Genomic DNA, 14,120 nt, shown 5'->3' with positions numbered 1-14,120 from the left:
TTGCGTGCAGTTTGAATGAGACGGGAGCTTGTTTGATAGAATGAGTCTTTTGACGGTTGATGCGCTCAGCCATAGTTTTGGGGATCGCACGTTATTTAAAAATGTTTCTTTTCGCCTGTTGGCGGGAGAGCATGTCGGCATCGTAGGAGCCAACGGCGTAGGGAAGTCTACGCTCATGAATATATTGACAGGCAAGCTGCTCAAAGATACGGGCAAAGTCGAGTGGACACCGCGTGTGCATTACGGTTATTTGGACCAGCATTCCGTGCTGGAGGCGGGGAAGACGATCCGCGATATTTTGCGGGATGCGTTCCTGCCGCTGTATGAAGAAGAGAAGCGTATGATGGCGATTACCGACCGCATGGGCGATGCTTCGCCGGAGGAGCTGGAAACGCTGCTCGATCAGATGGGCGAAATTCAGGAGCGTCTGGACATCGGCGATTTTTATATGCTGGACGTGAAAGTGGAAGAAATGGGCAACGGGCTTGGCTTGAACGCCATTGGGCTCGATCGCGACGTGACTTCGCTCAGCGGAGGACAGCGGACGAAGGTGCTGCTTGCCAAGCTTTTATTGGAAAAGCCACAGGTGCTGCTGCTTGACGAGCCGACCAACTACCTGGATGTCGAGCATATCGAATGGCTCAAGCAGTATTTGAAAGAATACCCGTATGCATTCATGCTGATTTCCCACGATACGGAATTTATGAATGAAGTTGTGAACGTCATCTATCATCTCGAATTTACGAAATTAACCCGCTATACCGCGAACTATGAGAAGTTTCTAGAGATGGCGGACATGAATAAAACGCAGCATTTGGAAGCGTACGAGAAGCAGCAGGAGTATATCAAGCAGCAGGAAGATTTTATCGCGCGTAACAAAGCCAGAGCCTCGACGTCGACCCGTGCAAAGAGCCGGCAGAAGCATTTGGAGAAAATTGATCGGATCGACAAGCCGGAAACGGCCATGAAACCGACTTTTGTATTCAAAGAATCGCGCTCGAGTGGTAGAATTGTATTTGAAGCAAGTGGGCTCCAAATCGGCTATGATCGGCCGCTCTTGCCCCAGATGGACGTTCAGATCGAGCGCGGAGAGAAAATTGCGATCGTCGGCTGCAACGGTGTCGGCAAATCGACGCTGCTCAAGACGATTCTGGGCAAAATCAAACCGTTCAGCGGTACGACGTACTTGGGCGACTATTTGAGTCCTGCTTACTTTGAGCAGGAAGTCAAGGCACCGGGCCTGACGCCGATTGAGGACGTCTGGAACGAGTACTCATCCATGACGCAGAACGAGGTGCGCGGCGCACTCGCCAGATGCGGCTTGAAAAACGAGCACATTACGCGTTCCATGAGCATGCTGAGCGGTGGCGAGCAAGCTAAAGTCCGCTTATGCAAAATGCTGATGAAGGAAAGCAATTGGCTGCTGATGGACGAGCCGACGAATCACTTGGACGTCATCGCCAAAGAGGAGCTGCAGCGAGCGCTGAAAGCGTACAAAGGCACTGTCCTGCTGGTTTGCCATGAGCCAGAGTTTTACGAAGGCTGGGTATCGCGCATTTGGGATGTCGAAGCTTGGTCTGCCGCCATTACAAAATAGGAGGGTTTTCATATGTTGACACATGTTGTATTTTTTAAATTAAAGGATCGCAGCCCGGAGGCGATTGAAGCGACCAAAGCGGTGCTGACGAATATGGAAGGCAAAATCGAGGTATTGCGATCGATTGAAGTCGGCACGGACGTGCTCCACTCGGAGCGTTCCTACGATATCGCACTCATTACGAGATTCGATTCGATGGACGATTTGAAAGTATACGATACGCACCCGGTTCATGAGGGCGTTAAGGCACATATGAAGACAGTGCTCGACGGCACCTCCCTCTGTGTTGACTTTATCAGCTAATCGAAGTTTGAAAAACCAAGGAGAACAGTGTAGTATCCTTAGAAGAGCAATTTTCTAACGGCTGCACTGTTCTTTGTGTGTTTGCGCGAAAGATGATTTTTATAGAAAAGGGAGGCATCCCGTTTGAAAGAAAAATTAAACAAAGCCTATATGACCGAAATGTTGGAGCTTTTGCTGCGGACGCCAAGCCCGACCGGGTATACGCATCACATTATGCAAAAGGTCCGGCATGAAGTGAGCAAGCTGGGCTTCGAGCTGACGTATACCCATAAAGGCTGCGGTATTGTGACGATTCCGGGCAGCCGCTCGGAGCGGGTTATCGGGATTTCCGCACATCTGGACACGCTGGGAGCCATGGTGCGCTCCATCAAAGACAACGGCACACTGAAGATTACATCGCTCGGCGGTTTTATGATGGGCGCAATTGAAAACGAATACGTGCAAATTCATACACGCGACGAGCGTGTGTATGACGGCACGATTCTAACTTCGCGGCCGTCCGTGCATGTGTACGAAGATGCCCGCGAGTATAAGCGCGATGAAGCGAACATGGAAGTGCGGATCGATGAGCTGGTCAAGTCGAAAAAGGATGTAGAGGCGCTCGGCATTCGCGTCGGCGATTTCATCTCGTTCGCTCCGCGCGTGCAGGTGAAGGCGAACGGCTATGTGAAGTCGCGCCACTTGGACGATAAGGCCAGTGTTGCTTCGCTTTTTGGTCTGCTTCGGCTGATTAAAGAGGAAGGGATTCAACCGCTTTATACGGTGAAGTTCTTTTTCTCAACCTATGAAGAAGTCGGCCACGGCTCGGCGTTTATTCCCGAGGACATCACGGACTTTATCGCCGTGGATATGGGTGCACTCGGCGACGATCTCAGCGGCAGCGAGCTGGATGTGTCGATTTGCGCCAAGGACTCGTCAGGCCCATACGACTACCAGATGACGACGCGCATGGTTGAACTGGCGGAAAAATTGCAAATCGGCTATGCGGTCGATATTTATCCGCGCTACGGCTCGGACGCTTCCGCTGCGCTTCGCGGCGGCCGCGATATTCGCGCCGCGTTGGTGGGACCCGGCGTGCATGCGTCGCATAGCATGGAACGAACTCATATGGATGCCGTCGTGAATACGGCTGCGCTGCTTGCGGCGTACATTCAGGAGCCGGTGCAATGAATATTCTAAGTGCAGTCGACATTACCAAATCATACGGAGACAAAGTGCTCCTGGACAACATTTCGTTCACGCTCAACGAAAAACAGCGCATCGGCCTGATCGGCGTGAACGGCACGGGCAAATCGACCCTGCTGAAGCTGCTGGCAGGGCTGGAAACACCGGATCGCGGCAAGCTTGTGCACGCGAACCATTTTCGGGTGGAATACTTGCCGCAGAACCCGGAGTTCGATCCGAACTCCACGGTCCTTGAGCAAGTATTCCACGGGGATTCCCCGCTCATGGTCACACTGCGCGACTATGAGCGGGCCCTTGCGGAGCTGGAGGCGGATCCCTCCAGCGAAGCGAAACAAGCGCGTCTGTTCCGTGCCCAGACGCGCATGGATGAGCAAGGTGCCTGGGAAGCCGGCACCATTGCCAAAACCGTGCTGATGAAGCTCGGCATCAGCGAGTTCGACAAGCCCGTCGGCCTCCTGTCGGGCGGGCAGCGCAAACGCGTGGCGATGGCACGCGTGCTCATTCAACCGGCGGATCTGCTCATTCTCGATGAGCCGACGAACCATATCGACAACGAGACCGCGATCTGGCTCGAGGAGTTCCTCAGCAAGTGGCGCGGCGCGTTGCTGCTCGTGACGCATGACCGGTACTTCCTGGAGCGCGTCACGACGCGCATCCTGGAACTCGACCGGGGCAAGGTCTACAGCTATGAAGGAAACTACGCGTGGTTCCTGGAGAAAAAAGCGGAGCGGATGGAGTCCGAAGCCGCCTCCGAAGATAAGCGGCAAAATCTCCTTCGCCGCGAATTGGCTTGGCTGCGCCGCGGCGCGAAGGCGCGGACCACGAAGCAGAAGGCGCGCGTGCAGCGCGCCGAGGAATTAAGGGACCGCAAGACGGACGGTCCCGCGGATAAGCTGGACATGGCGCTGGCGGGCAGCCGCCTGGGCAAAAAGGTGATGGAGCTGCAAGGCATCTCCAAATCGTTCAACCAAGGGAAGACGCTGCTCAGCGACTTCAGCTACATCGTGATGCCGAAGGATCGCCTCGGCATCATCGGGCCGAACGGCAGCGGCAAATCGACGCTGCTGAACATGCTCGCGGGCCGCATCCAGCCGGATAGCGGCGTCATCGAAACCGGTGCAACCGTGAAGCTGGCGTACTACACGCAGGAGAACGTCGAAATGGACCCGAACATGCGGGTCATTGAATATATTAAAGAAGGCGCGGAGCAGATCCGCACCGCGGACGGCGAAACGATTTCCGCTGCCCAGATGCTGGAACGGTTCCTCTTTTCCCCGAATCTGCAATGGTCGCCGATCGGCAAGCTGTCCGGCGGCGAGCGCCGGAGGCTCTATCTGCTGCGCACGCTGATGGGCGAGCCGAACGTGCTGCTGCTTGACGAGCCGACGAATGACCTCGACATTCAGACGCTGACGATCCTGGAAGATTACCTGGATACGTTCCCTGGCGCCGTCGTCACGGTCTCCCATGATCGCTACTTTTTGGATCGGACCGTCACGCATCTTTTTGCTTTCGATGGCAAAGGCGGCATCACGCCGTACTTTGGCACATACTCGGACTATCTCGAAGAGCTGCGCGAGCAGGAGGAAGCGGAGCAAGCCGAGAAAGAGCGGCTTCGCCAAGCCAGCGCGGCAAAGCAGGATACGCCGAAAGCTCAGTCTCAGAACCAGGCCGCTTCCGGCAGCAATCGCCCCAAGAAGCTGACCTTCAAAGAACAGAAGGAATGGGACGAAATCGAGAATGTCATCGCTTCACTCGAAGACAAACTTGCCTCCCTGCAAGCGGAGAGCGCGGCCAACAGTGCGAATTACGACCGCGTGCGCGATCTCTACGAGAAAGAGCAGCAAACCGCAGCCGAACTCGAGGCGGCGATGGAAAGATGGACTTATTTATCCGAGTTAGTAGAAGAAATAGAGCGAAATAAGGTATGATAGAGAAAATAAGCATAAAGGCAGGTATTTCACTCAATGATCAGCGTAAATAACGTAACGCTTCGTTACGGCAAGAGAGCTCTTTTCGAAGATGCCAACATTAAGTTCACGCCAGGCAACTGTTATGGCTTAATCGGGGCTAACGGGGCGGGCAAATCCACATTTCTGAAAATTTTGTCCGGTGAAATTGAACCGAATACAGGCGAAGTCAACATTACACCGGGCGAGCGCATGGCGGTTCTGAAACAAAACCACTACGAATTCGATGAAGTCGAAGTGCTCAAAACCGTTATCATGGGGCATGCAAGATTGTTCAAAATCATGGAAGAGAAAGACGCGCTGTATGCCAAAGCGGATTTCTCCGAAGAAGACGGGATGCGCGCGGCTGAGCTGGAAGGCGAGTTCCAAGATCTTGACGGCTGGCAGGCGGAGTCCGATGCTGCGGAGCTGTTAATCGGGCTTGGCATTCCGACATCGATGCACGATATGAAAATGAAAGACCTGGACGGCAACGAAAAAGTCCGCGTTCTCCTGGCGCAAGCGTTGTTCGGCAACCCGAACATTCTGCTCCTCGATGAGCCTACCAACCATTTGAACATGGAGTCCATCAAGTGGCTGGAAAACTTCCTTGCCCGCTTTGAAGGCACCGTTATCGTCGTATCTCACGATCGTCACTTCCTGAACCAAGTGTGTACGCATATCGCGGATATTGACTTTGGCAAAATCCAAATGTACGTGGGCAACTACGATTTCTGGTATGAATCCAGTCAACTGGCCCTTCGTTTGGCGCGAGACGCGAACAAGAAAACAGAAGAGAAGCGGAAAGAGCTCGAAGCGTTTATCGCCCGATTCAGCGCGAACGCATCCAAATCGAAGCAAGCGACTTCCCGTAAGAAACAGTTGGAAAAACTTACGCTCGAAGATATTCGTCCTTCCAGCCGCAAATATCCATTCATTCATTTCAAAGGCGAGCGCGAAGCCGGCAAGCAGCTGCTCACGGTTGAGAACATTTCTAAAACGATTGACGGCGTGCAAGTGTTGAACAACGTGTCCTTTACTCTGAACAAAGGGGATAAGGTGGCCTTTGTCGGACCGGACGGTATCGCGAAAACGACGCTGTTCAAAATTTTGATGGGCGAAATGGAAGCGGACAGCGGTACGTACACGTGGGGCGTAACGACGTCGCAGGCATATTTCCCGAAAGACAGCCAAGATTATTTCAACTCGGAGCTCACGCTGGTTGACTGGCTGCGCCAATATTCCAAAGATCCGGATGAGTCATTCCTCCGTGGATTCTTGGGCCGTATGCTGTTCTCCGGGGAAGAAGCGCTCAAAAAAGCTAACGTTCTGTCCGGAGGCGAAAAAGTGCGCTGCATGTTCTCCAAAATGATGCTGAGTGGCGCGAACGTGCTGATTCTCGACGAACCGACGAACCACTTGGATCTCGAGTCCATCACCGCGCTGAACAACGGTCTTGTTGATTTTGACGGCACGATACTGTTCGTTTCCCATGACCATCAGTTCATCCAAACGATTGCGAACCGCATCATGGAGCTGACGCCGAAAGGTCTCATCGACAAGATGATTACGTACGACGAGTACCTGGAGAGCGACGAGATTAAAAAGCAGCAAGAAGCGCACTACGCTTAAGGCGATGCAGCGCGGGAACATCAAAAGCGCCCTGGCACATGATGTGCAGGGCGCTTTGATTTTGCTTCGCTTGCCGTGAACCGGCAGTTGACGCGTGTGTCCTAGCTGCCACCTGTGCGGCGACGTTGATTGTTGACTTTCTTGGTCATTTGGCTTTTCGCGGTTTGGTTCATACCGCCTGCTTGTTTAGGATTCGCACGAGCTGCAGCTTGATCAGCTTTCTTTTGGGCGAGCTTTTGCTTCATGGCTTCGGCCAGGCTGACCTTTTTAACCCCAGGGGTTTGCTCTTGCCCTTCTAACGGCTTGTCTGACATAGGAACACCTTCTTTTGCGTGATATATTTATAGTATAATCGAATCAAAGGAAAGATGAAAGAAGGTGCGCAGGTGTTTGATCCAACGATCTATGACAACATCAAAGTCGTACTGGAAGGCGCTGTCTACGATTACGATTTGGAAGGCAGAATCATTATTACGCGCAGGGAGGATCGGATTGATCTCTCTTCGATGTCGCGTACGTTTGCGATTGAATTTGCGAGGAGCGCGGACAAGCCCAACAGGGCGGAAATATATTTGCACGTCCATCTCAGCGACCTGGCGGCGGAGATTCTCGAGAATCCGAACGCCAAGCCGGGGTGTACACTGCTGATTAAGTTCTACGCCAGTCTGAACGAGCCTGATCGCGATTGCCCGAAGATTGCCGAAGGGCTAAGTGGAATCTGGGCGCACCGGCCGCACATTACCCAACAGCTTTCATATACATACGGACAGCCGGAGACAGCCTACCGCAATCAGATTACGCTGTCCTTCGGACGCAAAGTCGATGAAAGCCAATTGGACGATTTTCCGGAACTGATCACGCACGCCCTCGAAAGCCTGATTTGGCTGGATGAGAGAAAGGATTAGCCCTATGCAAGAGCTTACGCAAAAAGAGCTGCTTACCCGCGCCGATGATGCGAGCTTGCAGCCTTTCGCCGTTCTGCTATATACGCCGCTGTGCGGCACTTGTCAATTAACGGAGCGGATGCTGACGATTCTCTTGACGATGAATCCATCGCTGCCGATCGTCAAAGGCAACATCAATTATATGCCGCTCGTTACAAGGGAGTGGCAGATTACAAGCGTTCCCTGCGTCGTCATGATTCGGCCGGGAGCGGAGAAACAGATGCTGTATCGGATGCAATCCGTAGATGAATTATATCGCAGGCTTACGGCTTTCGTACAGCCTAGCCCACCCGAAAATGAGGTCGATCCTGCATGAGCTTTCAAATTGGCGATTTGGTTACTGCCGAATACAAAACAGGTATGTACTATGGTGAAGTCGTAGAGTTAACCAGCAGCATGAAAGCGGCTGTTAAAATTCTCGCCGTCAACATCCACCCGACACAGGGAGACTTGCACAACCCGATGGATCCCAACGTTCCGTTTTTCCACCAGAGAAGGGCGCTAGCTCATCAGGAAATCGCGCTGATGCCGCTGTCGACAATTCGTCCGTATGCAGGAGCGGTTCCCGAATACAAGGAGTCGCTGCACAGGGCGCTGCAAGATCAGATGGCGAAGCTTGCCGAGCTGGAAAAGAAGCCGGAATACGAAGCGTGGGCGAAACGCTCGCTCCAAGAACTGGAGCAGCTTCACCAAGATTATTTTCCAAGCGTCAATTAATCCCGAAACTGTTAGGAAACTTCCAGGTACAGCTTTGTGCCGTCGTTGTATTTAAAAATTGCAACATCCCCAATGATCTCGATCATCGAGATCATTTTTAATTTTCTGCGAAACTCGAAATTGTACTCCAGCTCGGTTAACTTGCTTGAGAGCAGCTCCATATGGGAACGTTTATGAGTGAAATTCATAACCGGAATCAGTTTGTCTTTAAACTTAATTGTAATGGCTTGCATAGTGTTTACCTCCTTTACAAACTGCCTTACTCATGTCTTAAGGATACATTTCAAATGTTAAAGATGTTTGCACGCAACTATTAAGAAAGTTTTAGCAATATAGTATATGTAAATTATATCGATACTGGGCTAGTTCCCAAAAGATAAATTTCCTCACAGTTAAAATACTCGTTGCAGCAATGAACAGCCCCATCTATAATAAATAAGATTGGTTAAAAACAGGTTCTGGAGGGTCCATTCGTATGACTGACAACAAACAAATCCGTATCGGTATCATCGGCTCCGGGAATATCGGGAACGTCCATATGGAAACATTTAAAGCAGTACCTGACTTCGTGCTGGCCGGGGTGACGGATGTCTACTTGCCGCTGGCGCAGGCCAGAGCGAAAGAGCATGGCATTGAACGTGTGTACGACAACGCAGATCAAATGTTGGCCGATGCTTCGATTGACGCGGTAGTCATCGCGGTTTCGAATGAATGGCACGCGCCGATCGCGGTGCAAGCGCTGGAAACGGGCAAGCACGTGCTGCTCGAGAAGCCGATGGCGATAGATCTGCCGTCCGCCAAACGCATTGTGGAAGCGGAGCGCAAGTCCGGCAGAATCTTGATGATCCCGCATCAACTAAGGTGGGATGCGGTCGCACTGGCGATCAAGGAGCAGACCCAGAAGGGTGCGCTCGGCCATATTTATCATGCCAAAGCGACGTATCTGCGCAGAAAAGGCATTCCGGGCTGGGGCACCTGGTTCACGCAAATGGACAAGTCCGGCGGCGGCCCACTGATCGACCTTGGCGTGCATATGCTGGATCTGACGCTCTACTTGATGGGCAATCCGAAGCCGGTGTCCGTCTACGGTGCGACGTATTCGGAATTTGGACCGCGCAAGCAAGGTATCGGTACCTGGGGCGCACCAAATTGGAATGGCCATTTTGATGTCGAAGATTTTGCGACGGCTCTGATTAAATTTGAGAATGGCGAAACGCTTTCCCTTGACGTATCGTGGGCAGGGCTGCTGGAAAACGACGGTCTGCCGAGCGTTCAGCTCCTGGGGACAGAAGGCGGCGCTTATTTGAAAGGCAACAAAGGCAAGCTGCTTGCTGAGAAATTCGACCGTCAAGTTGACATTGAGCTGCCGGCTCCTGACAGCGATGAACCGCGCGTGAATATGGTGAAGCATTTCCTTCACTGCATCCGGACCGGCCAGACGCCGATGACGTCCGTCATGACGGGGTACACGAACAATTTGATTCTCGACGCGATTTACCGTTCCTCCCAAACAGGCGACGAAGTCAAGTTGAACTGGAACATCGAGTAAAGACAGGAGTTGCGAAGCGCGTGAACTGGGAGTTATTCAGTATCATCGGGACGATCGCGTTCGCAGTGAGCGGCGCGATTGTGGCGATGGAAGAGGAATATGATATATTAGGCGTGTATGTATTAGGACTGGTCACGGCTTTTGGCGGCGGGATCGTGCGCAACCTGTTGATTGGCAAGCCTATTGTACTTTTGTGGGATCAAGGACTCTTTTTTCAAATTGCGCTGTTTGCCATGACGTTAGTATTTTTTCTGCCCGTGCGGTTTATTCGACTGTGGAAAACGTGGGAAGCTTTCTTTGACGCTATCGGGTTAGCGGCATTTTCCATCCAGGGTGCGCTTTACGCGACGAATATGGGCCATCCGCTGAGCGCGATTATCGTCGCCGCGGTTTTAACCGGGATCGGCGGGGGCATCATACGAGACGTGCTGGCAGGGCGAAAGCCGATGGTGCTTAAGGATGAAATCTATGCGGTATGGGGCATGCTTGCCGGCGCTTTGATCGGTCTGGGGTGGTCGCAGGGGGCGCTGCCGCTGGCAGGACTGTTCGTCCTGATTGTTACGCTGCGGATGCTGTCCGTGTTCTACAAATGGAAGCTGCCGAAGCGGTCGCTGCGCGGCGCGATCGGTGAATAACGCTAATTGCAAGCGGCAGGCGGTTGAATAGAAAAGGAGGTGGCTCGTATGGATAATTCACTCAAGGCGCAGCAGAAAATTGCGGCTGAAACGATCGCGGCACGCATCGTATCGGTGAAAGAACTGCTGCAAACCGAGCTGGATCTGTATGAAATTGCGAAAGACTCGGAAACGGGCGAGCATTATTTGCATTATGCGTACATGCATCGCGATTTTACGAATACCGGGGAGCCGGAATCGTTTCATTATTTGCTGCCGGTCGACAGTGACGATGTGCTCGGGATGATTTTCGGCGAGCAGGGGTATGCGTATCCGGAGCATTGGCGATCCTCTTTTTTACGGAATGGGNNACGGAATGGGCCGGAAGGATTCTACATCTGGTTCGATCCTTCGCATGAAGCGGAGCAGGACGAAGACGAAGCGTTTGCGGCCGATCTGCTAAGCAAACTGAAGGCGTTCCGCGAGCAGGGGCATGTCGATCCGGAGTCGGTTAAGAAACTGCTTCAAGACATTGATGAAACCCGCGATAAAGAAAAAGAATAGCATTAAGAAGTCCGATGGCCGTATGACGGTTGTCGGGCTTTTTTGTTGGTGATGACGACATACAGTTCTTTTCTCGTGGCTGATCGGTCTGACAATCTTGTCTGCCCGAGGGGGCTGAAACGGCTAAAAAGCAAAGAAATGGTTCATATTAACAATAGATGACCAGAAGGGGGAGAGCGCGGGTGGAAATGGGCTTATATCAATTTGCCGATTTGGATGTGCATGAGGAGCTGCTGGCGGAGCTGCGAAAGCTGGAATCGCGGATGCACGAAGAACTGGGCGTCGAAATTGCGTTAATCGCTTATACCAAAGAACCGCAAGAAAAAAGCGGATAGATGACGATGTAGGGGGCTTAAACTTGAAGATAGGGAGAAGAATGAAGCAAGGTGCAGCGGCAATGGCATGTGTCATGGCGCTTACAGGGTGCTCCGCTGTGCATTCCTCGGCAGGGACAGTGCTTCAGCACCATGCAGCAGGCGATCATCACGATGCAGGCGCAGGGGCGGTGCCGCAGCCAAACCCGAACCCGCAGCAAACCGGGCAAGCGTCAGCCCATCACGTAGCGTCAGCGCATGCGGTGCAGGGCGGCGTTGCGCTGGAGGGTGAGAATCACCGCAATACGCAAATAACCATGAATCGTGAGCTGGCTGACCAGTTGATTCAGGAAGTGCATCTAGGCTCAACGTATGTGGCGATGACGGATAACAGCATCTATGTCGCGGTGGACATGGGCGGCACGAAGTCCGACAAAGCGAAAGCGCATGCTTTGAACAAGCAGGACGCGGTAACAGGCGCAGGCTTGTTCGGTTCTGGCGCAGGCGCACAAATGGACTGGCGGACGGCAAAGCCGCTGGCACCGGAGACGCTTAACGGGATTAAACGAATTCTGACGCGCATTTATCCCGATTCCCGCGTCTATATTTCCACGAACGCCAATTTTGTAGAACGCTTGATGTTCTATGACATGCAACAGCGCAGCAATAAGCATATGGACGCTTATCTCAATGAATTTAATACGATGGTGCAGTACGTATTTCCGAACGGAGCCTCTTGATGCGGGCAGCGACCGGAGACGGAAACAAGAAGGCCTCCAGTTGAAACTGGGGGTTTTGCCGTTTGCCGGGAGTAAGTTTAGAACGTTGCGCAAGATGCTGGGAAAAGAAGGAGGATGTATGGGAGACAGGTTTAAGATTCGCGCGTATTGCTCTTCGCGTACATGCGACTACGTGCATAAGGAAGATGTGATGACAGCAATTAATTACGAATCGGCGTATAGTCTTGCGATTGCTTACAACGCCTATCCGGCCAAGCCGGGCTGTCCGTCGTGCGGGGAGCCGATAACGTTCTATGCCCACAGTGTGCTGGAAGTGCCGTGGCCGAACGCTTGAGCTTGACAAGCCGTGCTCTCCTGTAGAATAGTTAGGGAATAACCTTCAGGAGAGGATTTTCTCGTTATGATGCATACGCAATTCCCGCCAGAAGTCAGGCAGCATTTGGAGCACAAACAAACCGTAGTCTTCAGCCCGGAAGATCGCCGGCTTATTGGGACGGCCGGATACGAAGCACCTTCGGAGGATATTGTGACGGATGCTGTGCTTGCGATTTATTTGGGTAAAAATGTGCTGCTCAAAGGACCGACAGGCGCAGGCAAAACGAAGCTCGCCGAGCATATTTCCGCGCTTTTCGGGCTGCCGATGCACGCGGTCAACTGTTCGACGGATCTGGATGCCGAAGCGCTGCTGGGGTTCAAAACACTGCAGCACAATGCGCTGGGGCAAAGCGAAATTGTTTTTATCCCGGGGCCTATTCTGCTGGCTATGACCAAGGGACACTTGCTTTATATTGACGAAATCAACATGGCGAAGCCGGAAACGCTGCCGTTAATCAATGGGGTGCTGGATCATCGTCGGTCGATTACGAACCCGTTCACGGGAGAAGTGATCAGAGCGCATCCCGATTTTCGCGTCATTGCAGCGATTAATGAAGGCTATGTAGGCACGGTGCCGATGAATGAAGCGCTCAAAAACCGCTTTGTGACGGTCGAAGTTCCTTATCTGCAAGGAGAAGGACTGCACATGCTGCTGCAAAAAAATTCAATCCTGCACGACGAGAAGCTGCTGCGAACGTTCGTTCAGCTGTCGGCGGACCTGCTTGCGCTGATCGAAATGGGCCAGCTGCCAGATGAGGCCGGTTCGATTCGGGCCTTGCTCGATGCTTGCGACCTGGCGGCTTATATCCCGCCAAGACGTGCAGTGCAGCGCGCGATTGCGGATAAATTGGAAGATGAAAGGGAACGTGCGGCGGTTATGAATATTGCCGAGACGTTGCTATAAGGCGATGTTTGTAGGAAGCTTGAGTTTGTTGGACGAAAAAATCGATGCCAAGCTGCATATGCAGCTAGTGGATTTGGCGCGTTTATTTACTGGGCGGAAAGAGCTCGAGGTGGAAGCGGCCTATCATGCGCACTACGCACCGGATGAACAGAAATTAACCGTCAGTCAATTTTGGTGGGATTACGGCTTACCGGATAAAACGGCCGGCATGAAAACCGACGTGTATTTACGCGCGCTGGGCAGCGCTTGGTTCACGGGCGCTGCAGCGGTTCGCGGGTATCTCGCTTACGGCTCGGGTATTGCGATGCCTAAGCTGGCAAATAGCGTATTCGCGCTTTGCGAAGACATGAGGCTGGAGCGCATTTGCCGTCGGCTGCGCCCGGGGATGGGCGCAGTTTTCGCTCACCGGCACCGGATTCTCGGCAGCTACTATGCGCATAAGCTGCAAGTACATTTGCGCAAAGGGGAATTGGCCGATGCTGCGGTGCTGCTGCTTTACGGTTGGTTCACCGGCCATGCATGGCATGGCGAGCTGCCGGGTGAGTACCGTGCGCTGGCTGGTGCAATCGCGCAAATGTTTCCGCTGCTGGAGCAGGTGGAGGAGGCCCCACATACCGAAGATGTTGCGCAGGTTTGCCGCTTCATGCTGGAGTTGTTGACACCGTGTGTTGGCGCGGACGCGTCTACGGCGTATTTTTGGGTGCAGGCGGGCAGCGGGGCGGCACAGCCGCTG

16 protein-coding genes and 1 pseudogene are annotated in these 14,120 nt (G+C 52.9%); 15 read left to right on the top strand and 2 right to left on the bottom strand.

The annotated features are described in order from the left end of the window. Positions 1 to 40 precede the first annotated feature (40 nt). The 5 genes from EJQ19_RS25350 to EJQ19_RS25330 all read left to right on the top strand — a co-directional run bounded on the left by EJQ19_RS25350 (position 41) and on the right by EJQ19_RS25330 (position 6,666). On the top strand, positions 41 to 1,597 hold the full coding sequence (locus EJQ19_RS25350) for an ABC-F family ATP-binding cassette domain-containing protein (protein ID WP_126144035.1): 1,557 nt from the start codon (positions 41 to 43) through the stop codon (positions 1,595 to 1,597). Positions 1,598 to 1,609: 12 nt separating this feature from the next. Then, entirely contained in the window at positions 1,610 to 1,900 is a 291-nt protein-coding gene (locus EJQ19_RS25345) for a Dabb family protein (protein WP_126144034.1), read from the top strand. A gap of 123 nt (positions 1,901 to 2,023) precedes the next feature. After that, on the top strand, positions 2,024 to 3,070 hold the full coding sequence (locus EJQ19_RS25340) for a M42 family metallopeptidase (RefSeq protein WP_241243084.1): 1,047 nt from the start codon (positions 2,024 to 2,026) through the stop codon (positions 3,068 to 3,070). Continuing rightward, positions 3,067 to 5,016, top strand: a complete 1,950-nt coding sequence (locus EJQ19_RS25335; protein ID WP_126144033.1) for an ABC-F family ATP-binding cassette domain-containing protein — start codon at positions 3,067 to 3,069, stop codon at positions 5,014 to 5,016. The genes EJQ19_RS25340 and EJQ19_RS25335 overlap by 4 nt, the downstream gene beginning before the upstream one ends. A 36-nt stretch (positions 5,017 to 5,052) precedes the next feature. Then, positions 5,053 to 6,666 (top strand): ABC-F family ATP-binding cassette domain-containing protein, encoded by a 1,614-nt coding sequence (locus EJQ19_RS25330; RefSeq protein WP_126144032.1) that lies wholly within the window; start codon positions 5,053 to 5,055, stop codon positions 6,664 to 6,666. Between the two features lie 101 nt (positions 6,667 to 6,767). Here EJQ19_RS25330 and EJQ19_RS25325 read toward each other — a convergent pair whose 3' ends face one another. Continuing rightward, positions 6,768 to 6,980 (bottom strand): hypothetical protein, encoded by a 213-nt coding sequence (locus EJQ19_RS25325; RefSeq protein ID WP_126144031.1) that lies wholly within the window; start codon positions 6,978 to 6,980, stop codon positions 6,768 to 6,770. A gap of 72 nt (positions 6,981 to 7,052) precedes the next feature. Here EJQ19_RS25325 and EJQ19_RS25320 point away from each other — a divergent pair, with 72 nt between their 5' ends. From EJQ19_RS25320 to kapB, 3 genes are read left to right on the top strand one after another with little or no spacing between them, the layout of a single operon-like run. After that, entirely contained in the window at positions 7,053 to 7,571 is a 519-nt protein-coding gene (locus EJQ19_RS25320) for a hypothetical protein (RefSeq protein ID WP_126144030.1), read from the top strand. Positions 7,572 to 7,575: 4 nt separating this feature from the next. After that, on the top strand, positions 7,576 to 7,926 hold the full coding sequence (locus tag EJQ19_RS25315; RefSeq protein ID WP_164716717.1) for a thioredoxin family protein: 351 nt from the start codon (positions 7,576 to 7,578) through the stop codon (positions 7,924 to 7,926). After that, positions 7,923 to 8,327 (top strand): kinase-associated lipoprotein KapB, encoded by a 405-nt coding sequence (gene kapB, locus EJQ19_RS25310; RefSeq protein ID WP_126144028.1) that lies wholly within the window; start codon positions 7,923 to 7,925, stop codon positions 8,325 to 8,327. The genes EJQ19_RS25315 and kapB overlap by 4 nt, the downstream gene beginning before the upstream one ends. A gap of 11 nt (positions 8,328 to 8,338) precedes the next feature. Here kapB and EJQ19_RS25305 read toward each other — a convergent pair whose 3' ends face one another. Further along, positions 8,339 to 8,560 carry a hypothetical protein gene (locus EJQ19_RS25305; RefSeq protein ID WP_126144027.1) on the bottom strand — a complete coding sequence of 74 codons (222 nt, stop codon included), beginning with the start codon at positions 8,558 to 8,560 and terminating at the stop codon, positions 8,339 to 8,341. Between the two features lie 242 nt (positions 8,561 to 8,802). Between EJQ19_RS25305 and EJQ19_RS25300 the strand changes: the two genes are divergently transcribed. The 7 genes and pseudogenes from EJQ19_RS25300 to EJQ19_RS25270 all read left to right on the top strand — a co-directional run. After that, positions 8,803 to 9,876: a Gfo/Idh/MocA family protein gene (locus tag EJQ19_RS25300; protein WP_126144026.1), complete on the top strand. Its 1,074-nt coding sequence runs from the start codon at positions 8,803 to 8,805 to the stop codon at positions 9,874 to 9,876. Positions 9,877 to 9,896: 20 nt separating this feature from the next. Then, positions 9,897 to 10,511: a trimeric intracellular cation channel family protein gene (locus EJQ19_RS25295; RefSeq protein WP_126144025.1), complete on the top strand. Its 615-nt coding sequence runs from the start codon at positions 9,897 to 9,899 to the stop codon at positions 10,509 to 10,511. A gap of 725 nt (positions 10,512 to 11,236) precedes the next feature. Beyond that, complete coding sequence (locus EJQ19_RS32005; protein ID WP_164716716.1) at positions 11,237 to 11,389, top strand: hypothetical protein; 153 nt, start codon at positions 11,237 to 11,239, stop codon at positions 11,387 to 11,389. Between the two features lie 23 nt (positions 11,390 to 11,412). Continuing rightward, positions 11,413 to 12,108, top strand: coding sequence for a hypothetical protein (locus EJQ19_RS25285; protein WP_126144023.1), 696 nt, complete (start codon positions 11,413 to 11,415; stop codon positions 12,106 to 12,108). Between the two features lie 118 nt (positions 12,109 to 12,226). Further along, entirely contained in the window at positions 12,227 to 12,442 is a 216-nt protein-coding gene (locus EJQ19_RS25280) for a hypothetical protein (RefSeq protein ID WP_126144022.1), read from the top strand. A gap of 66 nt (positions 12,443 to 12,508) precedes the next feature. Next, the gene (locus EJQ19_RS25275; RefSeq protein ID WP_420901701.1) at positions 12,509 to 13,387 is read left to right on the top strand and encodes an ATP-binding protein; all 879 of its coding nucleotides are present in this window, start codon (positions 12,509 to 12,511) and stop codon (positions 13,385 to 13,387) included. 25 nt (positions 13,388 to 13,412) lie between these two features. Next, positions 13,413 to 14,120: pseudogene (locus EJQ19_RS25270) on the top strand (nitric oxide reductase activation protein NorD); the annotation flags it as partial.

Source organism: Paenibacillus whitsoniae, from assembly GCF_003955665.1.
Taxonomy (GTDB): Bacteria; Bacillota; Bacilli; order Paenibacillales; family NBRC-103111; genus Paenibacillus_E; species Paenibacillus_E whitsoniae.
Note: the sequence above shows the minus strand (reverse complement) of the source record. Positions and strands in the feature narration are given on the sequence as shown.